The following is a 21,462-nucleotide window of genomic DNA, read 5'->3' as shown; positions in this document are numbered from 1 at the left end:
GCGCAACCTCGACTGCCTCGGCGGGCGCGGCGGCCACTTCCGGAAGTTCTACCGGTGTCTCCGGGTGATTGCCCCATTCACCCCACGAGCCGGCATAGGCCTTGACCCTTGGGTAGCCCAGCGCTTTCGCCACCAGATAGGTGAAGCCCGAGCGGTGGTGAGTCTGGCAATGGGTGATCACTTCCTTGTCGGGCGTGATGCCCAGGCCGCGAAGAATCTCTGGCATGTCCTGACGAATACGCAGGTTGCGTGCCTTGTCCATGCCCGCAGTCCATTCGAAATTGACCGCGCCGGGTATGTGTCCGCCCTTGGCCGCGACTACTTTTTCGCCCGAATACTCGGTAGGGCCGCGAGCGTCCCAGATTGCCAGGTTGGCGGCACCCAGACGGCTTTGCAGGTATTCGCGTGTGGCGGTAGGTTCGTCGTGCAGCGTCAGCGTGACCGGGCCGCCTGCAACGGGCGCAACCTCTGTGCTCAACGGCAGCGATTGCGCTTCCCAGGCCAGCACGCCGCCATCCAGATAGTGATAACGGTGGTGGCCGATGACATCCAGCAGCCAGATAAAACGCCCGGCCCAGCCACCGCCTTCGTCATCGTAGACAACATAGACTGCATCAGGGTTGTGACCCAGCTCGCCGAACAGCTGCTGCAGATCGGCAGTGTCGGGCAGTAGGCCTGGTGCAGGAGGCTTGCCCAGTTGCGTACGTTTCGGATCGACAAAGCGTGCGCCGCGAATGTGCCCGGCTTTGTAGCGAGCGCTGCTGGTCAGATCCACGAGGATCAGTTCCGGGGCGTCTAGACGCTCAAGCAGATCGTTGGGTTCGATGACCAGCGACAAGCCAGTGAATGCGGACATTTGCAGCCTCCGATGAAAGGAAAGAGGCGAATTGTACGCCAGGCCTCACGCTTTGCGATGACTAAAGATGCCAAGTGCCCTTTCAATACATTGCGCGGTTTTTCCGAATGCCTGGACGGAAATTTCCGACAAGGCCCCACCACCCTGGTCGGCGACCACCAGCAGCATGACTTTACCGTTGTTGCTCAGCGAGCGAATAAGCCAGTGCTGGCCACTGAACAGGGTTTTCAGTGGCGCGGGCAGCAGGGCGGCAAACTGCGCGTTGTTCGCGGGGGTCATGCGCAACTGCGTCGGCTGGGTCAGCAAGCGTTGCAACACGGTGCTTTCCTTGATGAACAGCTGCAAGGAGGCGGTTTCGGCCGGCAGTCCGGCCATCTGATTGACGCGCAGTACGGTCGAGGTCTTGTCCAGCATCAGCAGCATGACCCGCTCCATACCGCACGACATAAACGCGTCGCGGGCCGAGGTGGTCAAGTGCATGGCGTTGATGAACGGGCTGGGGTCCTGCAGCAGCTCGGCACAGTGCTTGCGCCATAGCTGCAGGGCGTCGGCCGATGGCGGTGGCGCTGGTTCGTTGTCGCGCCTTACACGGCGCGCATCCCAGGGCCAGAGCAGCGATTCGGCCGGGTGCCAGAGGTCTTTTTCCGCATGAATACGCGCGCTGCTGGCAGCGTTTTGATGCGCTTGCTGCTGCACTTCGCTGATCGACTGTTGCAGGTAAAGGCTGGTCAGCCGTTCCCAGCGCAGGCAATGCGGGCTGTTCCAGGCATGTTGCGCCGCCAGCGCCAGACCATTACCCAGCAAAACAGTATTGGCTGGCTGGTTCAGCCAGCGCCGCAGGTTGGGGTCGGCGTCCATGAGTTGTTGCTGTTGCAGCGGACTGTGTTCTTCGCGGGCGATGCGCAGCACCTTGGCCAGATCGCGTCGCTCGTTGATCAGCAACTTATAACCGCGCGTGACCCAGATCGGCAGGCGCCAGAATTCGGCGAGTGCCAGGCACAGCTCCAGCAGATTGACGCCGAACAGCTCTTTTTCCACTGCAAGGCTGGAATGGCCCTTGTGGATAACCCGCAACTCCAGCTCTTCGAGCAGCTTCGGATAGGCCAGCGCCATCGGCCAAAGGGGGGAGAGGAAAAGCAGGCTGCCCATATGGATGTCTTGCCAGAGTCGTGCAAGGCGACTGGCAAACAACCCGTTGGCCTGTTGTGTGGCGTGCTGGCTGACCAGAATCAATTGGCGATAGACCGCGGGAATTTCCTCGGGCGGCTTGGCCGGCAAGCGGCCCAGAAGGATTTCAGTACGCGCCAGCCCCAGGCGGTTGATAGCAATCTCGAGGCTCTCGGCCTGCTCGGTCAAACCGTGGGTGTGATGGTTGGCCTCGCGCATCACACTCAATACCAGTGCGGGGCTTTCCTGCATCATTTCAGCGATTTCACGCAGTGAGCGGCGACTGTCGTTCAATGCTGCGCGAACGTGCCCATGATTGACGGCAGGGACCGGTAACGCGATGCCGTCAAGCAGCTTGACCCAGGCATCCAGCGTTTTCGGAACGAGATGATGTGCTGCGTGTGCTGTCGACATTCGATGGCCTGTGCGGCTGATTATCTGAGCTGGGAAACCGCCAGCGTACGGGACGCTGAGGCCATTTTCCTCCTTTTATGGAGGCGGATAAATGGGTTTTTCAAAAGAACCGGCTATAGTCTGGCCCAGTTAGGCCGATAAGGAGAAGAAGAGATTCAAGAACTTCCGGACTGTCCCTGAACCCGACTCAGTAAAGTATTTTTTCCTATGGCTAAAATTATCGGCATCATTGTCGTTATCGCGAGTGTCCTCGGCGGATATGTGCTGTCCCATGGCAAGATCATGGCGCTGTTCCAGCCCTACGAGGTCTTGATCATCGGCGGTGCTGCACTGGGCGCGTTCCTCCAGGCCAACCCTGGCTACATGACCATGCACGTGTTCAAGAAGTCGCTGAAGATGTTCGGTTCGCGCTTCACACACGCCTATTACCTTGAGGTGCTGGGGCTGGTGTACGAAATCCTCAACAAGAGCCGCCGTGAAGGCATGATGGCGATTGAAGGGGATATCGAAGACGCCGCCTCCAGCCCGATCTTCGCCAAATACCCTGGTGTGCTGAAAGATGAGCGCATGACCGCGTACATCTGCGACTACCTGCGCATCATGTCGTCCGGCAACATGGCTCCTCACGAGCTGGAAGGCTTGTTCGACATGGAACTGCTGAGCATGAAAGAAGAGCTCGAGCATCCATCCCATGCCATTACCGGTATCGCCGACGGTATGCCTGGCTTCGGTATCGTGGCGGCGGTACTCGGTATCGTGGTGACCATGGCGTCGCTGGGGTCGGGCGACAAGGCTGCAATCGGCATGCACGTAGGTGCGGCGCTGGTAGGTACCTTCTTCGGTATTCTTGCGGCATACGGTTTCTTCGGTCCGTTGGCCACCTGCCTTGCCCATGATGCCAAGGAAGAAATGAACGTCTATGAGAGCATCAAGGCGTCGCTGGTGGCGTCGGCCTCCGGCATGCCGCCTTCGCTGGCCGTCGAATTTGGCCGCAAGGTTCTCTACCCGCTGCATCGCCCCAGCTTCAGCGAGCTGGAACAAGCGGTTCGCGGTCGCTAAGTCATGGAAAATAATCAGCCGATTATCATCAAGCGCGTAAAGCGCTTTGGTGGCGGACATCACGGTGGTGCCTGGAAAATCGCGTTTGCCGACTTCGCGACGGCGATGATGGCGTTCTTTCTGGTGCTGTGGCTGATGTCTTCTGCCACGCCCGAACAGTTGCTCGCGGTGGCCGGTTACTTCAAGGACCCGGTCGGTTTTTCGGACAGCGGTTCGCCGTATGTGATCGACCTGGGCGGCTCGCCCGAGATGTCGCCGAATCAGACGCTGAACCCTGAGGTCAAGACCACGCCGTCACCTGACACCGTGCCCCTTGAGGCCGAGACTTCCGAGACCAAAGCTGAAGAGGTCGAGCAGGAGCGTCTGGAGATGCTGTTGCAAGAGCTGCAGAACAAGGTCGAGGAAAACCCGCAACTGCAGAAATTCAAGGACCAGATTCTGTTCGAGATCACCCAAGACGGTTTGCGTATCCAGATCATGGACGCTGACAACCGGCCGATGTTCGACTCGGGCAGCGCACGTCTCAAGCCTTATTTCGAAGACATTCTGCTGGCAATGGCTGACACCATCAAAAGCGTGCCGAACAAGATCAGCATCAGCGGTCATACCGACGCGACACCTTTTGTAGGCAACGGCGGATTCGGTAACTGGGAACTGTCGGCCAACCGCGCCAATGCTGCACGTCGTGCGCTAGTGGCCGGTACCTATCCGGACTCACAGGTGGCCAGGGTGGTGGGTTATGCCTCGTCAGCTCTTTATGATCACGAGAACCCGACCAATCCGGTCAACCGCCGCATCGACATTGTGGTTTTGACCAAAAAGGCTCAGCAGCGTATCGAAGGCGACCAGAACTCCGGTGGTGCGCCTCAGCCCAAACCTGCGCCCGCCGCTCCTGCTACTCCTGCTACTCCCGCTGCTCCGGGTGCTTCGGTCGGGGCACCGCCAGACCCACAGGCATACGCCCAGCCTCACGAGATCCGGCAGAAGCTGAATATCTTTGACGATGGCAAGTTGCGGGTCGAGCCAGCCCAGAACTGAGCTGCAACCGATACAGAAACGCCGCGATCATCGANNATAATCATCGCGGCGTTTTTGTGTGCGGCGTTCGGTGCTCAGTAACTGTCTTGCGGCAGGCTGGCAATGATCGAACGGTAGCTGTTCATGCGCTGTTGCTGCACGCGGCCATCTTCAAGCCCCTTGAGCAGGGCGCAGCCCGGTTCGCGGTCATGCTTGCAGTCGCGAAAGCGGCACGTGCCGATCAGGTCGTTGAATTCGATGAAGCCAGCTTCTACGTCTGCACGGCTGACATGCCCCAGGCCGAATTCGCGGATACCCGGTGAGTCGATCAGATCGCCGCCACGCGGAAAGTGGAACAGGCGGGCGGTTGTGGTGGTGTGTGTGCCCTGGCCGGAGACTTCGGACAACGGCCCGACCCGGGTATCCGTTTCCGGCAGCAGGCTGTTGACCAACGAAGACTTGCCGACGCCGGACTGGCCAACGAACACACTGATGTGGCCATCAAGCTGGCTTTGCAGTGTCTGCATGCCATCGCCATGATGCGCCGACACTTCCAGCACCGGGTAACCCAGTGTGCGGTAGACCGCCAGCAACGCATTGAGCGCGGGCGCGTTCTGTTCGTCGATCAGGTCAGCCTTGTTGAGCAGCAGCAGCGGACGAATCCCGGCATGCTCGGCGGCCACCAGATAGCGGTCAATCAGGTTGGCATGTGGCTCGGGCATGGGCGCGAACACGATCACGATCAGATCGACGTTGGCAGCCACAGGCTTGAGCTGGCCACGTGAGTCCGGGCGGCGCAGTTCGGTGGTGCGGGGCAGTTGCGCAACGATGACGCCAATGCCCTGATTGCCGGCGCGCCATACGACGCGATCACCCGTGACCAGTGCCGGCAGGTTGGCGCGCAAGTGGCAGCGAAATACCTGACCGCTTGCTTCGCCTTCCTGAGCCTCGACTTCGACCTGTACACCGAAGTGAGCAATCACAAGGCCGGTCTGTTCGGGGCCGAGGTCGCCGCCTTCCAGTGTTTCAAGCGTAGCGGACTCGCGTTTTGCCGCGCGGGCAGCACGCTCGCCCTGAATTTTTTCGATGCGCCAGTTCTGACGACGATTGAGTTGGCGTTTGGCCATGGGTGTTCCGATGTGATGTAACCGATGAATTAGGCAGTACGATTGATCGGCAGGAGTCTAGCACGGCAGGGTGAGCTAAACTGCGCGCCTACGCTGAGGAGTCGACACATGCAGAACAAGCAGAACCTGATCTGGATCGATCTGGAAATGACCGGTCTGGACCCTGATACCGATGTCATCATCGAAATGGCCACGATCATCACTGATAGCGAGCTGAACACCCTGGCCGAAGGCCCGGTGATCGCTGTGCACCAGAGTGACGAAACGCTGGCGAAAATGGACGAGTGGAACACCCGCCAGCACGGTGGCTCGGGCCTGACCCAGCGAGTACGCGAAAGCACCATCAGCATGGCTGAAGCCGAGGCGCAGACCCTTGAGTTCATCAAGCTGTGGGTGCCGGAGCGCAGTTCGCCGATCTGCGGCAACAGCATCTGCCAGGATCGCCGCTTCCTGTATCGCCACATGCCGACGCTGGAAAACTACTTCCACTACCGCAATCTGGATGTCTCGACCCTCAAGGAACTGGCGGCGCGCTGGTCCCCCGAGCTGAAATTCAAGAAAGGCAGCACCCACCTGGCGCTCGATGACATCCGCGAGTCGATTGCCGAGCTGCGCTTTTATCGTGAGCACTTCATCAAGCCTTGATCAAGACTCGCGCGTGCAGTGAATAATCTTCGCTGCACTCTTTCAGTGCGCTGGTCGTCTGGTTAGACTGCGCGCCTTTGTCGCAGAGTCCCCGCCATGTTGCTGATGCTTTATCTCATTGCCATCACTGCTGAAGCCATGACTGGCGCGCTGTCTGCGGGCCGTCGAGGAATGGACTGGTTCGGCGTGGTTCTGATCGCTTGCGTCACAGCGCTGGGCGGCGGCTCCGTGCGCGATGTGCTGATCGGCCATTATCCGCTGACCTGGGTATCCTCTGAAAAAGTCCATTTTTTTGGAGAGGAACCGGGGCTTTTTCAGACCTTCCCTGGGTCAAGCACCCGGAATACCTCATATTGACCAGTGTGGCAGCGTTGGTGACGATCTTTATCGCGCCACTGATGCGCCACCTGCGCTCGTTGTTTCTGGTGCTGGATGCACTGGGGCTGGTGGCCTTCACCCTGATCGGCTGCATGACTGCGCTGGAAGCCGGGCATGGTCTGGTGATCGCGTCAGTGTGCGGTGTCATCACTGGGGTCTTCGGTGGCATCCTGCGCGACATCTTCTGCAACGACATCCCGCTGATCTTCCGTCGCGAACTGTATGCCAGCGTTTCATTTCTGGTCGCGTGGTGTTTTTTGCTGTGCCAGTACCTGCAACTGCCGGATGAACAGGCCGTGCTCATCACCTTGTTCGGCGGCCTGCTGCTGCGCCTGCTGGCGATCCGATTCCGCTGGGAAATGCCCAAGTTCGTCTATAAAGACGAGCCCTGAAGAGGGCGCAGAACGCCCGGAGCTGCATGCCCATACGCAGCACTCTGCTTCATTCACATCCTGAGATGCCCGCAGAGTGGGCTTCTGCCCGGAGGGCGTGGGAGCTTCAGGAGGTCACGACGGCTGCGATGGGCTGCGAAGCGGCCCTGAAACCTGCTGACTCTGTTGTGTCTGATGCACCAAGGCGACCGTTTTTGCTGCCGGTTCCCGACAGTTCGCAGACAAGTCCGCTCCCATGCAAGTTAAGCGTCGCCCGGCCCGCTCAGACGCGTTAGCCCTCTGCGTCTGCCACCCCATGCCTCTGCAGCGCCCATTCCACATGCTCCCTGACCAATTCCGAGGGATAGTCGCGCCGTGCGTGCAGGGCTTCGATCACCGGGATGGTGGAGGGCGCGTTGCCCAGTCCGACAGCCAGGTTGCGTAGCCAGCGTTCGTACCCGGCGCGGCGCAGGGGCGAGCCTTCTGTACTACTGAGGAATTTGTCTTCATCCCATAAAAAAAGCTCGGCCAGCCCAGCGTTGTCCAGGTTATGGCGCGGCTGAAAGTCGCTCTGGTCGGTTGGTCGTGCAAAGCGGTTCCACGGGCAGACAATCTGGCAGTCGTCGCAACCGAACACCCGGTTGCCGATCAGTGGCCGCAGCTCTTCTGGAATCGCGGTCTTGAGCTCGATGGTCAGGTAGGAAATGCAGCGCCGTGCGTCCAGCACATAAGGCCCGACAAAGGCCGCCGTCGGGCAGATGTCCAGGCAGGCCGTGCAGCGCCCGCAATGTTCCGTCGCATGCGGCGCATCCACCGGTAGCGGGATGTCGACAAACAGCTCGCCGAGAAAGAAAAAGCTGCCCGCCTTGCGGTTGAGCACCAGCGTGTTCTTGCCGATCCAGCCGAGCCCGGCCTGTTCGGCAATGGCCTTTTCCAGCACTGGCGCGCTGTCCACGAACGCCCGAAAACCAAACGGCCCGATGGCCTGTTGAATGCGCTCGGCCAGTTGCTGCAAGCGCTTGCGGATCAACTTGTGATAGTCACGGCCCAGGGCGTAGCGTGACACATAGGCTTTTTCCGGTTCTGTCAGGCGCTGGGCCATCTCGGTGTCGCCGGGCAGATAGTCCATGCGCAGCGACACCACGCGCAACGTTCCCGGCACCAGCTCGTCTGGATGGGAACGTTTGCTGCCGTGGGCTGCCATATAGTCCATTTCGCCGTGATAGCCTGCATCGAGCCAGCGTTGCAGGTGCTGCTCGTGCTCTGCCAGGTCCAGACCGCTGATCCCCACTTCCTGAAAGCCCAGCTCACGCCCCCATGCCTTGATTGAGACGGCAAGGGCGGCGAGATCATCGGAAGTGGGAAGTACAGCAGTAATAGCGGACATGCGCAGAGAGAAACCGGGGCCAAGGTGCGTATAATTCTGCCAGACATCGGAGCCTATAGACGCATGTTCGACACGAAACCTCATTTACCCGACGCGCTGTACAGCGCTGCGCAGGTCCGCGACCTCGATGCACGGCTGATTGCTGCCGGTACGCCAGGCCTGGAATTGATGCTGCGCGCTGCCCAGGCGCTCTGGCGGACGATACTCCGACGCTGGCCGCAGGCCAATGAACTGACCGTGTTGGACGGGCGTGGCAACAACGCCGGTGACGGGTATCTGGTGGCCGCGCTGGCGCACAAGGCAGGCTGGCAAGTCAGGGTGCTGGCTGTCGGCGACCCGGCTGCATTGACCGGTGATGCCGCTTCGGCGCACGCGGCAGCTTCCGGCATCGACACTCAGGCATGGGCCGGACAACCGCTGAGCGGCGTGGTGCTGGATGCCTTGCTCGGCACCGGGCTCAACGGCGAAGTGCGCGAGCCCTATGTTTCGGCCATCAAGGCGATCAATGCCAGCGGCCTGCCGGTCGCCGCCGTGGACATCCCGTCGGGCTTGAGTGCAGACACCGGCCAGACGCTGGGCGTGGCGGTGCGTGCCGATGTGACCGTTACCTTCATCGGCCTCAAACTGGGCTTGTTGACAGGCGATGCGGCGGACCTGGTGGGCGAACTGGTGTTTGATGATTTGCGCGCCGACCCTGCGCTGGTTGCGCAGGTGCCGGTCAGCGCGAAACGTCTGGGCGCATCCAGTCTGCCGACGCTGGCACCGCGTCCGCGTACTGCTCATAAAGGCATGTTCGGCCGAGTGCTGGTCATCGGTGGCGATCACGGTTTTGGCGGTGCTGCCTTGCTCAGCGCCGAAAGCGCCTTGCGCAGCGGGGCGGGCATGCTGACGCTGGCGACCCGCGCCGAACATATTCCGGCCGCCCTGACGCGCATGCCGGAAATCATGAGTGCGGCCATTCGCTCGGCTAACCAGTTGATGGCTTTGATCGAGCCGGCCAGCGTATTGGTGGTCGGGCCCGGCCTAGGGCAGGCGTCCTGGGGGCGCAGCCTGCTGTCGGCTGCTGCCAACGCCGAGCGGCCCCAAGTGTGGGATGCCGATGCTCTGAATATGCTGGCCGCCGGTCTGGTGAGTCTGCCCAAGGGCTGCGTCATCACCCCGCATCCGGGAGAGGCCGCGCGTTTGCTGGGCGTTGGCATCAAGGACGTTCAGGCTGACCGGGCCGCTGCTGTGCGGGCGCTGGCGCGTAAGTTCGATACGGTCTGTGTGCTTAAGGGCTCCGGCAGCCTGATCGCCGATGCGAGCGGGCAACTGGTGTTGTGCGACCGTGGTCATCCGGCCATGGCCACCGCCGGACTGGGTGACGTATTGGCCGGGTTGATCGGTGCGCTGCTGGCGCAGCATCTAACGCCATTCGATGCGGCCTGTCTGGCGGTGTGGCTGCACGCAAGCGCCGGTCAGAAAGTCGGTGAATACGGTCGCGGGCTGGCTGCCAGCGATATTATTCCTGCCATTCGTCAGTTATTGGAGGAGCTGCAACCGTGTCTGATTTAACGCTGCATGTGGTTGGCGAAGAGGCAATGATGAGTTTTGGTGCACGCCTGGCAACGGTTACCGAAGGCGTGGGCGTCATCTTTCTCGATGGCGATCTTGGCGCTGGAAAAACAACTCTTTCGCGGGGAATGATTCGCGGGTTCGGGCATGCCGGGGCTGTCAAGAGTCCTACTTTCACGCTGGTCGAGCCCTACGAAATAGGTGCCGTCCGGGTCTTTCACTTTGACCTGTATCGTCTGGTCGATCCCGAAGAGCTCGAGTACATGGGGGTGCGTGATTACTTCGACGGCGATGCACTTTGTCTGATTGAATGGCCCCAGCGTGGTGCAGGCTTTTTGCCAAAGCCTGACCTGACCATTACCATTGGCCCGCACGGAGAAGGTCGGTCCGTGATATTGAGCCCGCTGGGCTCGCGTGGCGAACGCTGGTGTGCCACTTTGGCTTTGGAATTCAAATAGATATGGGGTTAGGTATGCGCATGCGCGCGCTGGTTACTGTAGTTGGTCTGCTGCTGATGGCCCTGGCTGTCGAGGCAGTTGCCGCTACGCAAGTAAAAAGTGTCCGCTTATGGCGAGCACCGGACAACACACGTCTGGTATTCGACCTGTCCGGGCCTGTCCAGCACAGCGTATTCACACTGACTTCACCTGATCGTCTGGTGATCGATATCAATGGCGCGACACTCGGTGGTCCGCTGAATGTATCGACAGCCAATACGCCGATCAGCAGCATGCGCTCTGCCCAGCGCACGCCGACCGATCTGCGCGTGGTCATCGACCTGAAAAAGGCGGTGACGCCCAAAAGCTTTACGCTTGCGCCGAACCAGCAGTATGGCAACCGTCTGGTGGTCGACCTGTTCGATAACGCCGCAGATGCCAACCCGACACCAGTGATCCCGGATACTGCCGCCAATACCGCGCCCGCTGTCCCGGTCAGCCCGGCCAAGCCTGAAATCAAGCTGACCCCGGTGCCCAATGGCAAGCGCGACATTGTCGTGGTGATCGATGCCGGGCACGGCGGTGAAGACCCGGGTGCCTCCGGCGGTGCCGGGCAGAAAGAGAAAAACGTAGTGCTGTCGATCGCCAAGGAGCTGCAGCGCCAGGTCAATGCCGAGAAAGGCTATCGCGCTGAACTGACGCGGACCGGTGACTACTTTATTCCGTTGCGCAAACGTACCGAGATCGCCCGCTCCAAGGGGGCCGACCTGTTTGTGTCCATTCACGCCGACGCTGCGCCGTCCACCGCGGCGTTTGGCGCTTCGGTGTTCGCCTTGTCTGATCGCGGTGCGACCTCCGAAACCGCACGCTGGCTGGCGGACAGTGAAAACCGTTCCGACCTGATCGGTGGTGCCGGTGCGGTAAGCCTCGACGACAAGGACCGCATGCTCGCCGGGGTGTTGCTGGACTTGTCCATGACCGCTTCGCTGTCTTCCAGCCTGAACGTAGGCCAGAAAGTGCTGAGCAATATTGGCCGCGTCACCTCGTTGCACAAATCGCGCGTCGAGCAGGCAGGTTTCATGGTGCTCAAATCGCCGGATATCCCGTCGATTCTGGTGGAAACCGGCTTTATCTCCAACGCCAACGAAGCCAACAAGCTGAGTTCTGCGTCGCACCAACAGGCGTTGGCGCGTTCGATCAATTCCGGGGTAAAGCAGTTCTTCCAGCAGAACCCGCCACAGGGCACTTATATTGCCTGGCTGCGTGACAACGGCAAGCTGGCTCAAGGGCCACGCAACCATGTGGTCCGCTCTGGCGAAACCCTGGCCATGCTCGCGGCGCGCTATGACATGAACATTGCCACGCTGCGCAGCGCCAACAATCTGAAAACCGATGAATTGAAGATTGGCCAGGATCTGCGAATTCCAAGTTCCGAGGTGGCGACTCAGCAATGACCGATCTTCTGCTCGACGGCACCGAAGCCGATAACGCTCAGACTGTCCTGAACGCTGCGCGCATCGAATTGCTAAGCCCGCGTCTGGCCAACCAGATTGCGGCTGGCGAAGTCGTCGAGCGTCCGGCATCGGTTATCAAGGAGCTGCTGGAAAACAGCCTTGATTCCGGCGCGCGGCGCATAGATGTCGATGTAGAGCAGGCCGGTATCAAGCTGCTGAAAGTGCGTGACGACGGTGGCGGTATTTCCTCGGATGACCTGCCGCTGGCGCTGGCGCGACATGCCACCAGCAAGATTCGCGATCTGGAGGACCTCGAGCGCGTCATGAGCCTAGGGTTTCGCGGCGAGGCCCTGGCTTCGATCAGCTCCGTGGCGCGCCTGACGCTGACCTCGCGCACCCGCGACGCCGATCAGGCCTGGCAGGTGGAGACCGAAGGTCGTGACATGGCACCGCGCGTCCAGCCAGCAGCGCATCCGGTAGGCACCTCCGTTGAAGTGCGCGATCTGTTCTTCAACACGCCTGCCCGGCGCAAGTTTCTCAAGGCCGAAAAAACCGAATTCGATCACCTGCAGGAAGTCATCAAGCGCATGGCGCTGGCACGTTTCGACGTGGCCTTCCATTTGCGTCACAACGGCAAGACCGTGCTGAGCCTGCATGAAGCGCATGACGACACTTCCAGAGCACGACGTGTCTCGGCGATCTGCGGGCCGGGCTTCCTGGAGCAGGCGCTGCCTATCCAGATCGAACGCAACGGCCTTCATCTGTGGGGCTGGGTAGGGCTGCCGACATTTTCGCGCAGCCAGGCCGACCTGCAATATTTCTTCGTAAACGGGCGTGCGGTGCGCGACAAACTGGTCGCTCATGCGGTGCGTCAGGCGTATCGCGACGTGTTGTTCAATGGCCGTCACCCCACGTTCGTGCTGTTTTTCGAGGTCGACCCGGCTGCTGTAGACGTCAACGTTCACCCGACCAAGCATGAAGTACGCTTTCGCGACGGGCGCATGGTGCATGACTTCCTTTATGGCACCCTGCACCGTGCATTGGGTGATGTGCGCCCGGAAAACCAGCTGGGCGGCAGCGTACCGGTCGCCGTCGAGCCTCGGCCCTCCGGGCCTGAGGCCGGTGAGTTCGGGCCGCAGGGTGAAATGCGTCTGGCCAACAACTTGCTGGAACAGCCGCAGGGCGAGCCTTTTGCCCGGCCTGCTGCCGGTGGCGGCGCTGGCAGCGGTTATCAGTATCAATATACGCCTCGGCCCACCTCTGGCGTGCCGGTGGCCGAAGCGCAAAGCGCCTACCGTGAATTCTTCGCACCGCTGCCCAGCACCGCACCCTCGTCGCTGCCGGAGTCGCCCGGCGATATCCCGCCGCTGGGTTATGCGCTGGCGCAGCTCAAAGGTATCTACATCCTCGCTGAAAACGCTCACGGGCTGGTGCTGGTGGACATGCACGCCGCCCACGAGCGAATCATGTACGAGCGCCTGAAAATAGCGATGGCCAATGAAGGCCTGAGTGGTCAGCCATTGCTGGTGCCCGAATCTCTCGCGGTCAGCCAGCGTGAAGCGGACTGCGCCGAAGAACATATCGCGACGTTTCAGCGCCTGGGCTTCGAGCTGCAGCGGCTTGGCCCGGAAACCCTGGCGATCCGCCAGATCCCTGCGTTGCTCAAGCAGGCCGAGGCCAATCGGCTGGTCAGCGATGTGCTGGCGGATCTGATGGAGTACGGCACCAGCGACCGGGTGCAGGCACACATGAACGAGTTGCTCGGGACCATGGCCTGTCACGGCGCGATTCGCGCCAATCGGCGGCTGGCCATCCCGGAAATGAACGGCCTGTTGCGTGACATGGAAAACACCGAACGCAGCGGGCAATGTAACCACGGTCGTCCTACCTGGACCCAGATGGGTCTCAATGACCTGGATAAATTATTCCTGCGCGGTCAATGAATGAATGCTTTACCTCCGGCCATCTTTCTCATGGGGCCTACCGCCGCAGGCAAGACCGACCTTGCGATAGAACTGAGCAAAGTGTTGCCTTGCGAGCTGATCAGCGTCGATTCGGCGTTGGTCTATCGCGGCATGGACATCGGCACCGCCAAGCCTTCAAAAGCACAGCTGGCTGAATATCCACACCGTCTGATCGACATCCTCGACCCAGCGCAAAGCTACTCCGCAGCCGATTTTCGCAGTGACGCCCTGGCGGCCATGGCGGAAATTACCGCGCGCGGAAATATTCCTTTGCTGGTCGGCGGCACTATGTTGTATTTCAAGGCTCTATTGCACGGGCTGGCGGATATGCCGGCTGTCGATGCGCAGGTAAGGGCACAGCTTGAAGCTGATGCACAGGCCTATGGCTGGCAGTCATTGCACGATCAATTGGCGGTGGTCGACCCCGTTTCGGCGGCGCGCATTCACCCCAATGATCCGCAACGACTGATCAGGGCGCTCGAGGTGTATCGGGTCAGCGGAATGAGCATGACGGCACACCGCGAGCAACAAACTGCGCAAAGTACCGAAGCGGCGGCATCAGGGCGTCAGCAATTGCCCTATACTGTCGCGAACCTTGCCATCGCTCCGGCTGATCGCAAGGTGCTGCACCAACGCATCGCGCTACGTTTTGAGCAAATGCTGGATCAGGGGTTTCTGGACGAAGTACTGGCATTGCGCTCAAGAGGCGACCTGCATTCCGGGTTGCCCTCGATAAGAGCCGTCGGTTATCGCCAGGTCTGGGATCACCTGGATGGGAAGCTGACGCGGGATGAAATGCAGGAGCGCGGCATTATTGCAACGCGCCAGTTGGCCAAAAGGCAGTTCACCTGGCTACGCAGCTGGGAGGATTTGCACTGGCTGGACAGTCTGGCCAGCGACAATCTGTCGCGCGCCTTGAAATACTTGGGATCGGTCTCCATATTGAGCTGAGTCCCTGCAATAGCCGTCTATCCTTGGGGGGTGGCCGGTAAGCCAATCGAATTCGATTTATTATTTATTGATCCTTAAAGGAGTGCGGCACATGTCAAAAGGGCATTCGCTACAAGACCCTTACTTGAATACCTTGCGAAAAGAGAAGGTCGGGGTATCGATCTACCTGGTCAACGGTATCAAGCTGCAGGGCACGATCGAGTCTTTCGACCAGTTCGTCATTTTGCTGAAGAATACTGTCAGCCAGATGGTCTACAAACACGCCATTTCCACCGTCGTACCGGTTCGCCCGATTCGCCTTCCCAGCGCTACCGACGCTGACGGCGCAGACGCCGAGCCAGGTAACGCCTGATAGGAGTCTGCCTTGTTCTTTGAGCGCCACAGCGGTGGTGAACGTGCAATTCTCGTTCATCTGGATGGTCAGGACCCTGAGGCGCGCGAAGATCCGCAGGAGTTTCAGGAGCTGGCCATATCGGCCGGTGCCGATACCGTTGCGTTTATCAACGTGCCGCGTCATCGGCCATCGGCCAAATACCTGATTGGCTCTGGCAAGGTCGAGGAGCTTCGCGACCAGGTCAAGGCCGAACAGGCTGATCTCGTTATCTTCAATCACACCCTCACGCCCAGTCAGGAACGTAACCTCGAACGCGTTTTCGAGTGCCGCGTGCTTGATCGTACGGGTCTGATCCTCGATATCTTTGCGCAGCGCGCACGTACCCACGAAGGCAAGCTTCAGGTCGAACTGGCCCAGCTTGAGCATATGAGTACGCGTCTGGTCCGTGGCTGGACTCACCTTGAGCGTCAGAAAGGTGGTATCGGCCTGCGCGGCCCAGGCGAAACCCAGCTCGAAACCGACCGACGTCTTCTGCGGGTTCGCCTGCGGCAGATCAAGGGGCGGCTTGAGAAGGTTCGCAGCCAGCGCGATCAGGCACGTCGTGGACGCCGTCGCGCCGATATCCCTTCGGCTTCTCTGGTGGGGTATACCAACGCCGGTAAATCGACCCTTTTCAACTCGGTGACCGATTCGGATGTGTTTGCGGCGGACCAGCTGTTCGCCACGCTCGATCCGACCTTGCGTCGTCTGCAGCTCGATGATCTGGGCCCTATCGTGCTGGCCGATACCGTAGGCTTCATTCGCCATCTGCCGCACAAACTGGTAGAAGCCTTTCGCGCGACGCTTGAAGAGTCGAGCAACTCCGATTTACTGCTGCATGTGATCGACTCCCACGAGCCTGACCGCATGTCGCAGATCGAGCAGGTCATGGCCGTGCTCGGTGAGATCGGTGCCGAGGGCTTGCCGATCCTTGAGGTCTATAACAAACTCGATCTGCTTGAAGGCGTGGAGCCTCAGATACAGCGGGATGCCGATGGCAAGCCGCAGCGTGTCTGGGTGTCTGCCCGCGATGGTCGAGGGCTGGATCTGCTCAAGCAGGCCATCGCCGAACTGCTCGGCGACGACCTGTTTGTCGGCACGCTGCTTTTGCCTCAGAGTCTTGCCCGGCTGCGCGCCCAGTTTTTTGAATTGGGTGCGGTGCAGAGCGAAACGCATGACGAGGAAGGTGCCAGCGTGTTGGCCGTACGACTGCCGCGCGTTGAACTCAATCGACTGGTGAGTCGCGAAGGATTGCAGCCGCTGGAGTTCATCGAGCAACACACTTTGCAATAAAAGCACGAGAAAGCCGTTGTACGGCTTTCGCGAGCATTCTGTAGCATTGGTCGGCGCGCCGCGGGCGCGTCTTTGCTTTATCAGATGGAGAGCGCTATGGCTTGGAATGAGCCGGGTGGCAACTCGAATAATCAAGATCCCTGGGGTGGCAAACGCCGTGGCGGCGACCGCAAGGGACCACCTGATCTCGACGAGGCCTTCCGTAAGCTGCAGGAAAGCCTGAAGGGGTTGTTCGGCGGCGGTAACAAACGCGGCAGCGATGGCGGCGGCAGTGGTGGCGGTTCAGGCAAGGGCGGTGGCTTTGGCTTGCTCGGTATCGGCCTGGTCGTGCTCGTCGCTTTCTGGCTCTACAGCGCTATCTATGTTGTTGACGAGCAAGAGCAGGCTGTCGTGCTGCGTTTCGGTCAATACCACGAAACCGTAGGGCCGGGTCTCAACATCTACTTCCCGCCGTTCGATCGCAAGTACATGGAAAACGTGACTCGCGAGCGTGCCTACAGCAAGCAGGGCCAGATGCTCACCGAAGACGAGAACATCGTCGAAGTGCCACTGACCGTGCAATACAAGATCAGCAACCTGCAGGACTTCGTACTGAACGTCGATCAGCCTGAAATCAGCCTGCAGCACGCCACTGAAAGTGCGCTGCGCCATGTCGTGGGTTCCACGGCAATGGATCAGGTGCTGACTGAAGGTCGTGAACTGATGGCCAGCGAAATCAAGGAGCGTCTGCAACGCTTCCTCGATACCTACCGCACCGGCATCACCGTCACTCAGGTGAACGTACAGAGCGCCGCGGCACCGCGTGAAGTGCAGGAAGCGTTCGATGACGTGATCCGCGCTCGTGAAGACGAGCAGCGTGCACGCAATCAGGCCGAAAGCTATGCCAATGGCGTGATTCCGGAAGCCCGTGGTCAGGCTCAGCGCATCCTTGAGGATGCCAACGGCTACCGCGATGAAGTGGTTTCGCGCGCCAAGGGTGAGGCGGATCGCTTTACCAAACTGGTTGCCGAGTACCGCAAGGCTCCTGAAGTTACCCGCCAGCGTCTGTATCTGGACACCATGCAGGAAGTCTTCAGCAACACCAGCAAGGTGCTCGTGACCGGCGACAAGGGGCAGAACAATCTGCTTTATCTGCCGCTCGACAAGATGATCGAGAGCAGCCGCAGCAGTAACGGCAATGGCTCCAATTCAGGTACGCCATCGCAGTCGGCTAATGATGCTGCCGCTGCTGCCGCCGCTGCCCGGGCGAATGAGGCTCAGCAGCGTGGTGAAGTACGTACCAGGGAGACTCGCTGATGAGTAACAAATCACTGATCACCCTTATTGTCGGCGTGGTACTGGCAGTCATCGCCTGGAACAGCTTTTACATAGTGTCCCAGACCGAGCGCGCGGTTCTGCTGCAATTCGGTCGCGTGGTCCAGGCGGACGTTCAGCCGGGTCTGCATGTGAAGGTTCCTTATGTGAACCAGGTGCGCAAGTTCGACGGTCGTTTGCTGACCCTCGATGCACCGACCCAGCGTTTCCTGACGCTGGAAAAGAAAGCGGTCATGGTCGATGCCTACGCCAAGTGGCGTGTGAAGGACGCGGAGCGTTTCTACACCGCGACTTCCGGCCTCAAGCAGATTGCCGACGAGCGTCTTTCGCGTCGTCTGGAGTCGGGCCTGCGTGACCAGTTCGGCAAGCGCACCCTGCACGAAGTCGTGTCGGGTGAGCGTGATGCGCTGATGGCTGATATAACCGGTTCGCTGAACCGCATGGCCGAGAAAGAGCTGGGTATCGAAGTTGTCGATGTCCGGGTCAAGGCCATCGACCTGCCGAAGGAAGTGAATCGCAGCGTTTTCGAGCGTATGAGCACCGAGCGTGAGCGTGAAGCTCGCGAGCACCGTGCCAAGGGTAACGAGCTGGCTGAGGGCATTCGTGCCGACGCTGATCGTCAGCGTCGTGTGTTGCTGGCAGAAGCCTATCGCGAGTCGGAAGAAGCGCGTGGTGATGGTGATGCCCAGGCTGCCGCGATCTACTCCAAGGCATATGGTCAGGACCAGGAGTTCTACGCGTTTTATCGCAGCCTGCGCGCCTACCGTGAAAGCTTTGCGAACAAGAGCGACGTGATGGTGCTCGATCCGAACAGCGAATTCTTTCGCTATCTGGAAAAAGCCAAGCCGTAATTAATCACCCGCCGGGCGGCAAAGTGCAAAACCGCCCGGTGGGGTGAACGTACGGTGAAACGTGTGTATCATGCGGCAGCCGGGAAATTCCCGGCTTTTTTGCGTCTGCACGATTGATTGGCCGTATCTGAATTAGAGCACGGCAAGATTTTTCGAGGAAAGTGGTCTGCAAGACCTGTCTCGGGCATTTGTCGTGCCCGTCATACAGCGCACCACTTTCTGCTTCACTCAAGGCTGGCCTGTAGGCTGGCCGCCTGGATCACAGGGGAATGGCGTAATGGCAACGGTCGACCGCTGGCTGCTACCAGATGGCATCGAAGAAGTACTGCCACCGGAAGCGGCGCGCATTGAAGTAGCGCGCCGTCAGGTGTTGGATCTGTTTCAGAGCTGGGGCTATGAGTTTGTCGTCACCCCGCATATCGAGTATCTCGAATCCCTGCTGACCGGAGCGGGTTCGGATCTGGACCTGCGCACCTTCAAGGTTATCGACCCGCAATCGGGCCGGCAGATGGGCTTTCGCGCCGACATCACGCCGCAGGTTGCACGCATCGATGCTCACACCCTCAAGCGTGAAGGCCCGAGCCGTCTGTGCTATGCGGGCAGCGTTCTGCACGCCCAGCCGCGCGCACTGTCCTCCTCGCGCAGCCCCATTCAACTGGGCGCCGAGCTGTACGGCGATGCCAGCCCGAGCAGTGACGTCGAAGTCATCAGTCTGATGCTGGCCATGCTGCAACTGGCCGATGTGCCGGATGTGCACATGGACCTTGGGCATGTCGGCATCTACCGTGGTCTGGCGCGTGCCGCTGGCCTGTCGGGAGAAGTCGAGCAGCAGTTGTTCGATGCACTGCAGCGCAAGGCCATTGATGAAGTGGTTGCCCTGACCGCCGATCTCCCGCAAGAGCTCGCAACAATGCTGCGCGCGCTGGTTGATCTGTGTGGTGGACGTGAGGTGCTGGACGCGGCGCGTGATCGTCTGGCTGGCGCACCTGCGCCGGTGCTGGCCGCGCTGGACGACTTGCTGGCAATAGCCGAGCGTCTGGCTGCGCGTTTCCCGCAGTTGCCGCTGTACTTCGATCTCGGCGAGCTGCGTGGCTATCACTACCACACCGGTGTGGTGTTTGCGGTGTTCGTGCCGGGCGTGGGCCAGTCGATCGCGCAGGGCGGTCGTTACGATGACATCGGCGCCGACTTCGGCCGCGCCCGTCCGGCGACCGGCTTTTCCACCGACCTGAAAACCCTGGTAACCCTGGGGCGGGCAGAAATCGTCTTACCGTCTGGTGGCATCTGGGTGCCGGACAGTACGGATGCGGCACTCTGGCAGATGGTTTGCCAGTTGCGCAGTGAAGGTCAGCGTGTGGTTCAGGCTTTGCCTGGGCAGCAGGCGAGCGCCGCGCGTGAAGCCGACTGTGACCGGCAATTGATTCAGCATGGCGAGCACTGGCAGGTAATGCCGCTGGCTTCTTGAGTATTCCTGCCGGCCGCCGCCGGCACCAAGTTTGCGTGAATGAGGACAAGTGTTATGGGTAAGAATGTCGTAGTCCTGGGCACTCAATGGGGTGATGAGGGCAAAGGCAAGATCGTTGATCTGCTGACCGAACATGCTACCGCCGTAGTTCGCTATCAGGGTGGCCACAACGCTGGTCACACACTGGTGATCGACGGTGAAAAAACCGTATTGCACCTGATTCCGTCCGGTGTACTGCGCGAAGGCGTGCAGTGCCTGATCGGTAACGGTGTAGTGGTTGCTCCCGACGCGCTCCTGCGCGAAATCATCAAGCTGGAAGAGAAAGGCATTCCAGTGCGTGAGCGTCTGCGCATCAGCCCGTCCTGCCCGCTGATCCTGTCGTACCATGTTGCACTGGACCAGGCGCGTGAAAAAGCCCGCGGCGAATTCAAGATCGGCACCACCGGTCGTGGTATCGGCCCGGCTTACGAAGACAAGGTTGCGCGTCGCGGTCTGCGCATTGGCGACCTGTTCCATCGCGAACGCTTCGCGGCCAAGCTGGGCGAGCTGCTCGACTACCACAACTTCGTGCTGGTCAATTACTACAAAGAGCCTGCCATCGACTTCCAGAAGACACTCGACGAGTGCATGGAATATGCCGATCTGCTCAAGCCGCTGATGCTCGACGTCACCGCTGCGCTGCATGAGATGCGTCGCGACGGCAAGGACATTATGTTCGAAGGTGCCCAGGGTTCGTTGCTGGACATCGACCACGGTACTTATCCGTACGTCACCAGCTCCAACACCACTGCTGGCGGTATCGCTACCGGTTCGGGTTTTGGTCCGATGTACCTGGATTACATTCTGGGCATCACCAAGGCCTACACCACGCGTGTGGGTTCGGGTCCGTTCCCGACCGAGCTGTTCGACGATGTCGGTGCTTTCCTGGCCAAGCGTGGCCACGAGTTCGGCGCTACCACCGGTCGCGCTCGTCGTTGCGGCTGGTTCGATGCCGTCATCCTGCGTCGCGCCATCGAAATCAACAGCATCTCGGGCCTGTGCCTGACCAAGCTGGACGTGCTTGACGGTCTTGAGACCATCAACATCTGCGTCGGCTACGAGAACGAAGAAGGCGCGGTCATCGACGCACCTACTGACGCCGACAGCTACCTGGGTCTGCGTCCGGTCTACGAGCAGATGCCTGGCTGGAGCGAATCCACGCTGGGTGCCAAGACCCTGGAAGAGTTGCCTGCAGCCGCTCGCGCCTACATCAAGCGCGTCGAAGAGCTGGTTGGCGCGCCTATCGATATCATTTCGACCGGTCCTGACCGTAACGAAACCATCGTGCTGCGTCACCCGTTCGGCTAATACTTCGCCGCGCTGTATCAAGAGGGCCGCGTTTGTAA

General features: G+C 60.1%; 17 protein-coding genes and 2 pseudogenes. 15 read left to right on the top strand and 4 right to left on the bottom strand.

Features of this window, described 5'->3' with window-relative positions; genetic code table 11:
* Nucleotides 1-43 precede the first annotated feature (43 nt).
* Nucleotides 44-856 (bottom strand): annotated as a pseudogene (locus tag ALO64_RS26050) (rhodanese-like domain-containing protein); the annotation flags it as partial.
* Nucleotides 857-901: 45 nt separating this feature from the next.
* A complete protein-coding gene (locus ALO64_RS00635; protein WP_044343244.1) occupies nucleotides 902-2,437 on the bottom strand; it encodes an HDOD domain-containing protein in 1,536 nt (511 codons plus the stop codon).
* Between the two features lie 207 nt (nucleotides 2,438-2,644).
* Between ALO64_RS00635 and motA the strand changes: the two genes are divergently transcribed.
* Both motA and motB read left to right on the top strand, forming a co-directional pair.
* Complete coding sequence (gene motA / locus ALO64_RS00630) at nucleotides 2,645-3,496, top strand: flagellar motor stator protein MotA (RefSeq protein WP_002551809.1); 852 nt, start codon at nucleotides 2,645-2,647, stop codon at nucleotides 3,494-3,496.
* Between the two features lie 3 nt (nucleotides 3,497-3,499).
* On the top strand, nucleotides 3,500-4,534 hold the full coding sequence (motB, locus tag ALO64_RS00625; protein WP_005731114.1) for a flagellar motor protein MotB: 1,035 nt from the start codon (nucleotides 3,500-3,502) through the stop codon (nucleotides 4,532-4,534).
* Nucleotides 4,535-4,608: 74 nt separating this feature from the next.
* Here motB and rsgA read toward each other — a convergent pair whose 3' ends face one another.
* Nucleotides 4,609-5,640, bottom strand: coding sequence for a small ribosomal subunit biogenesis GTPase RsgA (gene rsgA / locus ALO64_RS00620; protein ID WP_002551811.1), 1,032 nt, complete (start codon nucleotides 5,638-5,640; stop codon nucleotides 4,609-4,611).
* Nucleotides 5,641-5,748: 108 nt separating this feature from the next.
* Between rsgA and orn the strand changes: the two genes are divergently transcribed.
* The gene (gene orn / locus ALO64_RS00615) at nucleotides 5,749-6,285 is read left to right on the top strand and encodes an oligoribonuclease (protein WP_005731116.1); all 537 of its coding nucleotides are present in this window, start codon (nucleotides 5,749-5,751) and stop codon (nucleotides 6,283-6,285) included.
* Nucleotides 6,286-6,381: 96 nt separating this feature from the next.
* Nucleotides 6,382-7,055: pseudogene (locus ALO64_RS00610) on the top strand (trimeric intracellular cation channel family protein).
* 271 nt (nucleotides 7,056-7,326) lie between these two features.
* On the opposite strand, the gene queG reads toward ALO64_RS00610, so the two are convergent.
* The gene (gene queG, locus ALO64_RS00605; protein ID WP_044343246.1) at nucleotides 7,327-8,421 is read right to left on the bottom strand and encodes a tRNA epoxyqueuosine(34) reductase QueG; all 1,095 of its coding nucleotides are present in this window, start codon (nucleotides 8,419-8,421) and stop codon (nucleotides 7,327-7,329) included.
* A 63-nt stretch (nucleotides 8,422-8,484) separates the two neighbouring features.
* Here queG and ALO64_RS00600 point away from each other — a divergent pair, with 63 nt between their 5' ends.
* The 11 genes from ALO64_RS00600 to ALO64_RS00550 all read left to right on the top strand — a co-directional run bounded on the left by ALO64_RS00600 (nucleotide 8,485) and on the right by ALO64_RS00550 (nucleotide 21,424).
* The gene (locus tag ALO64_RS00600) at nucleotides 8,485-9,975 is read left to right on the top strand and encodes a bifunctional ADP-dependent NAD(P)H-hydrate dehydratase/NAD(P)H-hydrate epimerase (RefSeq protein WP_044343247.1); all 1,491 of its coding nucleotides are present in this window, start codon (nucleotides 8,485-8,487) and stop codon (nucleotides 9,973-9,975) included.
* 29 nt (nucleotides 9,976-10,004) lie between these two features.
* Nucleotides 10,005-10,433, top strand: a complete 429-nt coding sequence (gene tsaE / locus ALO64_RS00595; protein ID WP_232923074.1) for a tRNA (adenosine(37)-N6)-threonylcarbamoyltransferase complex ATPase subunit type 1 TsaE — start codon at nucleotides 10,005-10,007, stop codon at nucleotides 10,431-10,433.
* 2 nt (nucleotides 10,434-10,435) lie between these two features.
* The gene (locus tag ALO64_RS00590) at nucleotides 10,436-11,866 is read left to right on the top strand and encodes an N-acetylmuramoyl-L-alanine amidase (RefSeq protein WP_197710600.1); all 1,431 of its coding nucleotides are present in this window, start codon (nucleotides 10,436-10,438) and stop codon (nucleotides 11,864-11,866) included.
* The gene (gene mutL, locus ALO64_RS00585; protein WP_054991637.1) at nucleotides 11,863-13,809 is read left to right on the top strand and encodes a DNA mismatch repair endonuclease MutL; all 1,947 of its coding nucleotides are present in this window, start codon (nucleotides 11,863-11,865) and stop codon (nucleotides 13,807-13,809) included. The genes ALO64_RS00590 and mutL overlap by 4 nt, the downstream gene beginning before the upstream one ends.
* Nucleotides 13,810-14,781 carry a tRNA (adenosine(37)-N6)-dimethylallyltransferase MiaA gene (gene miaA, locus ALO64_RS00580; RefSeq protein WP_044343248.1) on the top strand — a complete coding sequence of 324 codons (972 nt, stop codon included), beginning with the start codon at nucleotides 13,810-13,812 and terminating at the stop codon, nucleotides 14,779-14,781.
* Nucleotides 14,782-14,872: 91 nt separating this feature from the next.
* Nucleotides 14,873-15,133, top strand: coding sequence for an RNA chaperone Hfq (gene hfq, locus ALO64_RS00575; protein WP_002551819.1), 261 nt, complete (start codon nucleotides 14,873-14,875; stop codon nucleotides 15,131-15,133).
* A gap of 12 nt (nucleotides 15,134-15,145) precedes the next feature.
* Nucleotides 15,146-16,447, top strand: a complete 1,302-nt coding sequence (gene hflX / locus ALO64_RS00570; protein WP_044343249.1) for a ribosome rescue GTPase HflX — start codon at nucleotides 15,146-15,148, stop codon at nucleotides 16,445-16,447.
* Nucleotides 16,448-16,543: 96 nt separating this feature from the next.
* On the top strand, nucleotides 16,544-17,743 hold the full coding sequence (gene hflK, locus ALO64_RS00565; RefSeq protein WP_002551821.1) for an FtsH protease activity modulator HflK: 1,200 nt from the start codon (nucleotides 16,544-16,546) through the stop codon (nucleotides 17,741-17,743).
* Nucleotides 17,743-18,612, top strand: a complete 870-nt coding sequence (hflC, locus tag ALO64_RS00560) for a protease modulator HflC (RefSeq protein ID WP_002551822.1) — start codon at nucleotides 17,743-17,745, stop codon at nucleotides 18,610-18,612. The genes hflK and hflC overlap by 1 nt, the downstream gene beginning before the upstream one ends.
* 277 nt (nucleotides 18,613-18,889) lie before the next feature.
* Nucleotides 18,890-20,077 carry an ATP phosphoribosyltransferase regulatory subunit gene (locus ALO64_RS00555; protein WP_044343250.1) on the top strand — a complete coding sequence of 396 codons (1,188 nt, stop codon included), beginning with the start codon at nucleotides 18,890-18,892 and terminating at the stop codon, nucleotides 20,075-20,077.
* A gap of 54 nt (nucleotides 20,078-20,131) precedes the next feature.
* Complete coding sequence (locus ALO64_RS00550; protein WP_002551824.1) at nucleotides 20,132-21,424, top strand: adenylosuccinate synthase; 1,293 nt, start codon at nucleotides 20,132-20,134, stop codon at nucleotides 21,422-21,424.
* The last annotated feature ends 38 nt before the right edge of the window (nucleotides 21,425-21,462 follow it).

The organism is Pseudomonas meliae, from assembly GCF_001400515.1.
Taxonomy (GTDB): domain Bacteria; phylum Pseudomonadota; class Gammaproteobacteria; order Pseudomonadales; family Pseudomonadaceae; genus Aquipseudomonas; species Aquipseudomonas amygdali.
This window is presented reverse-complemented; position numbering and strand designations above follow the sequence as displayed.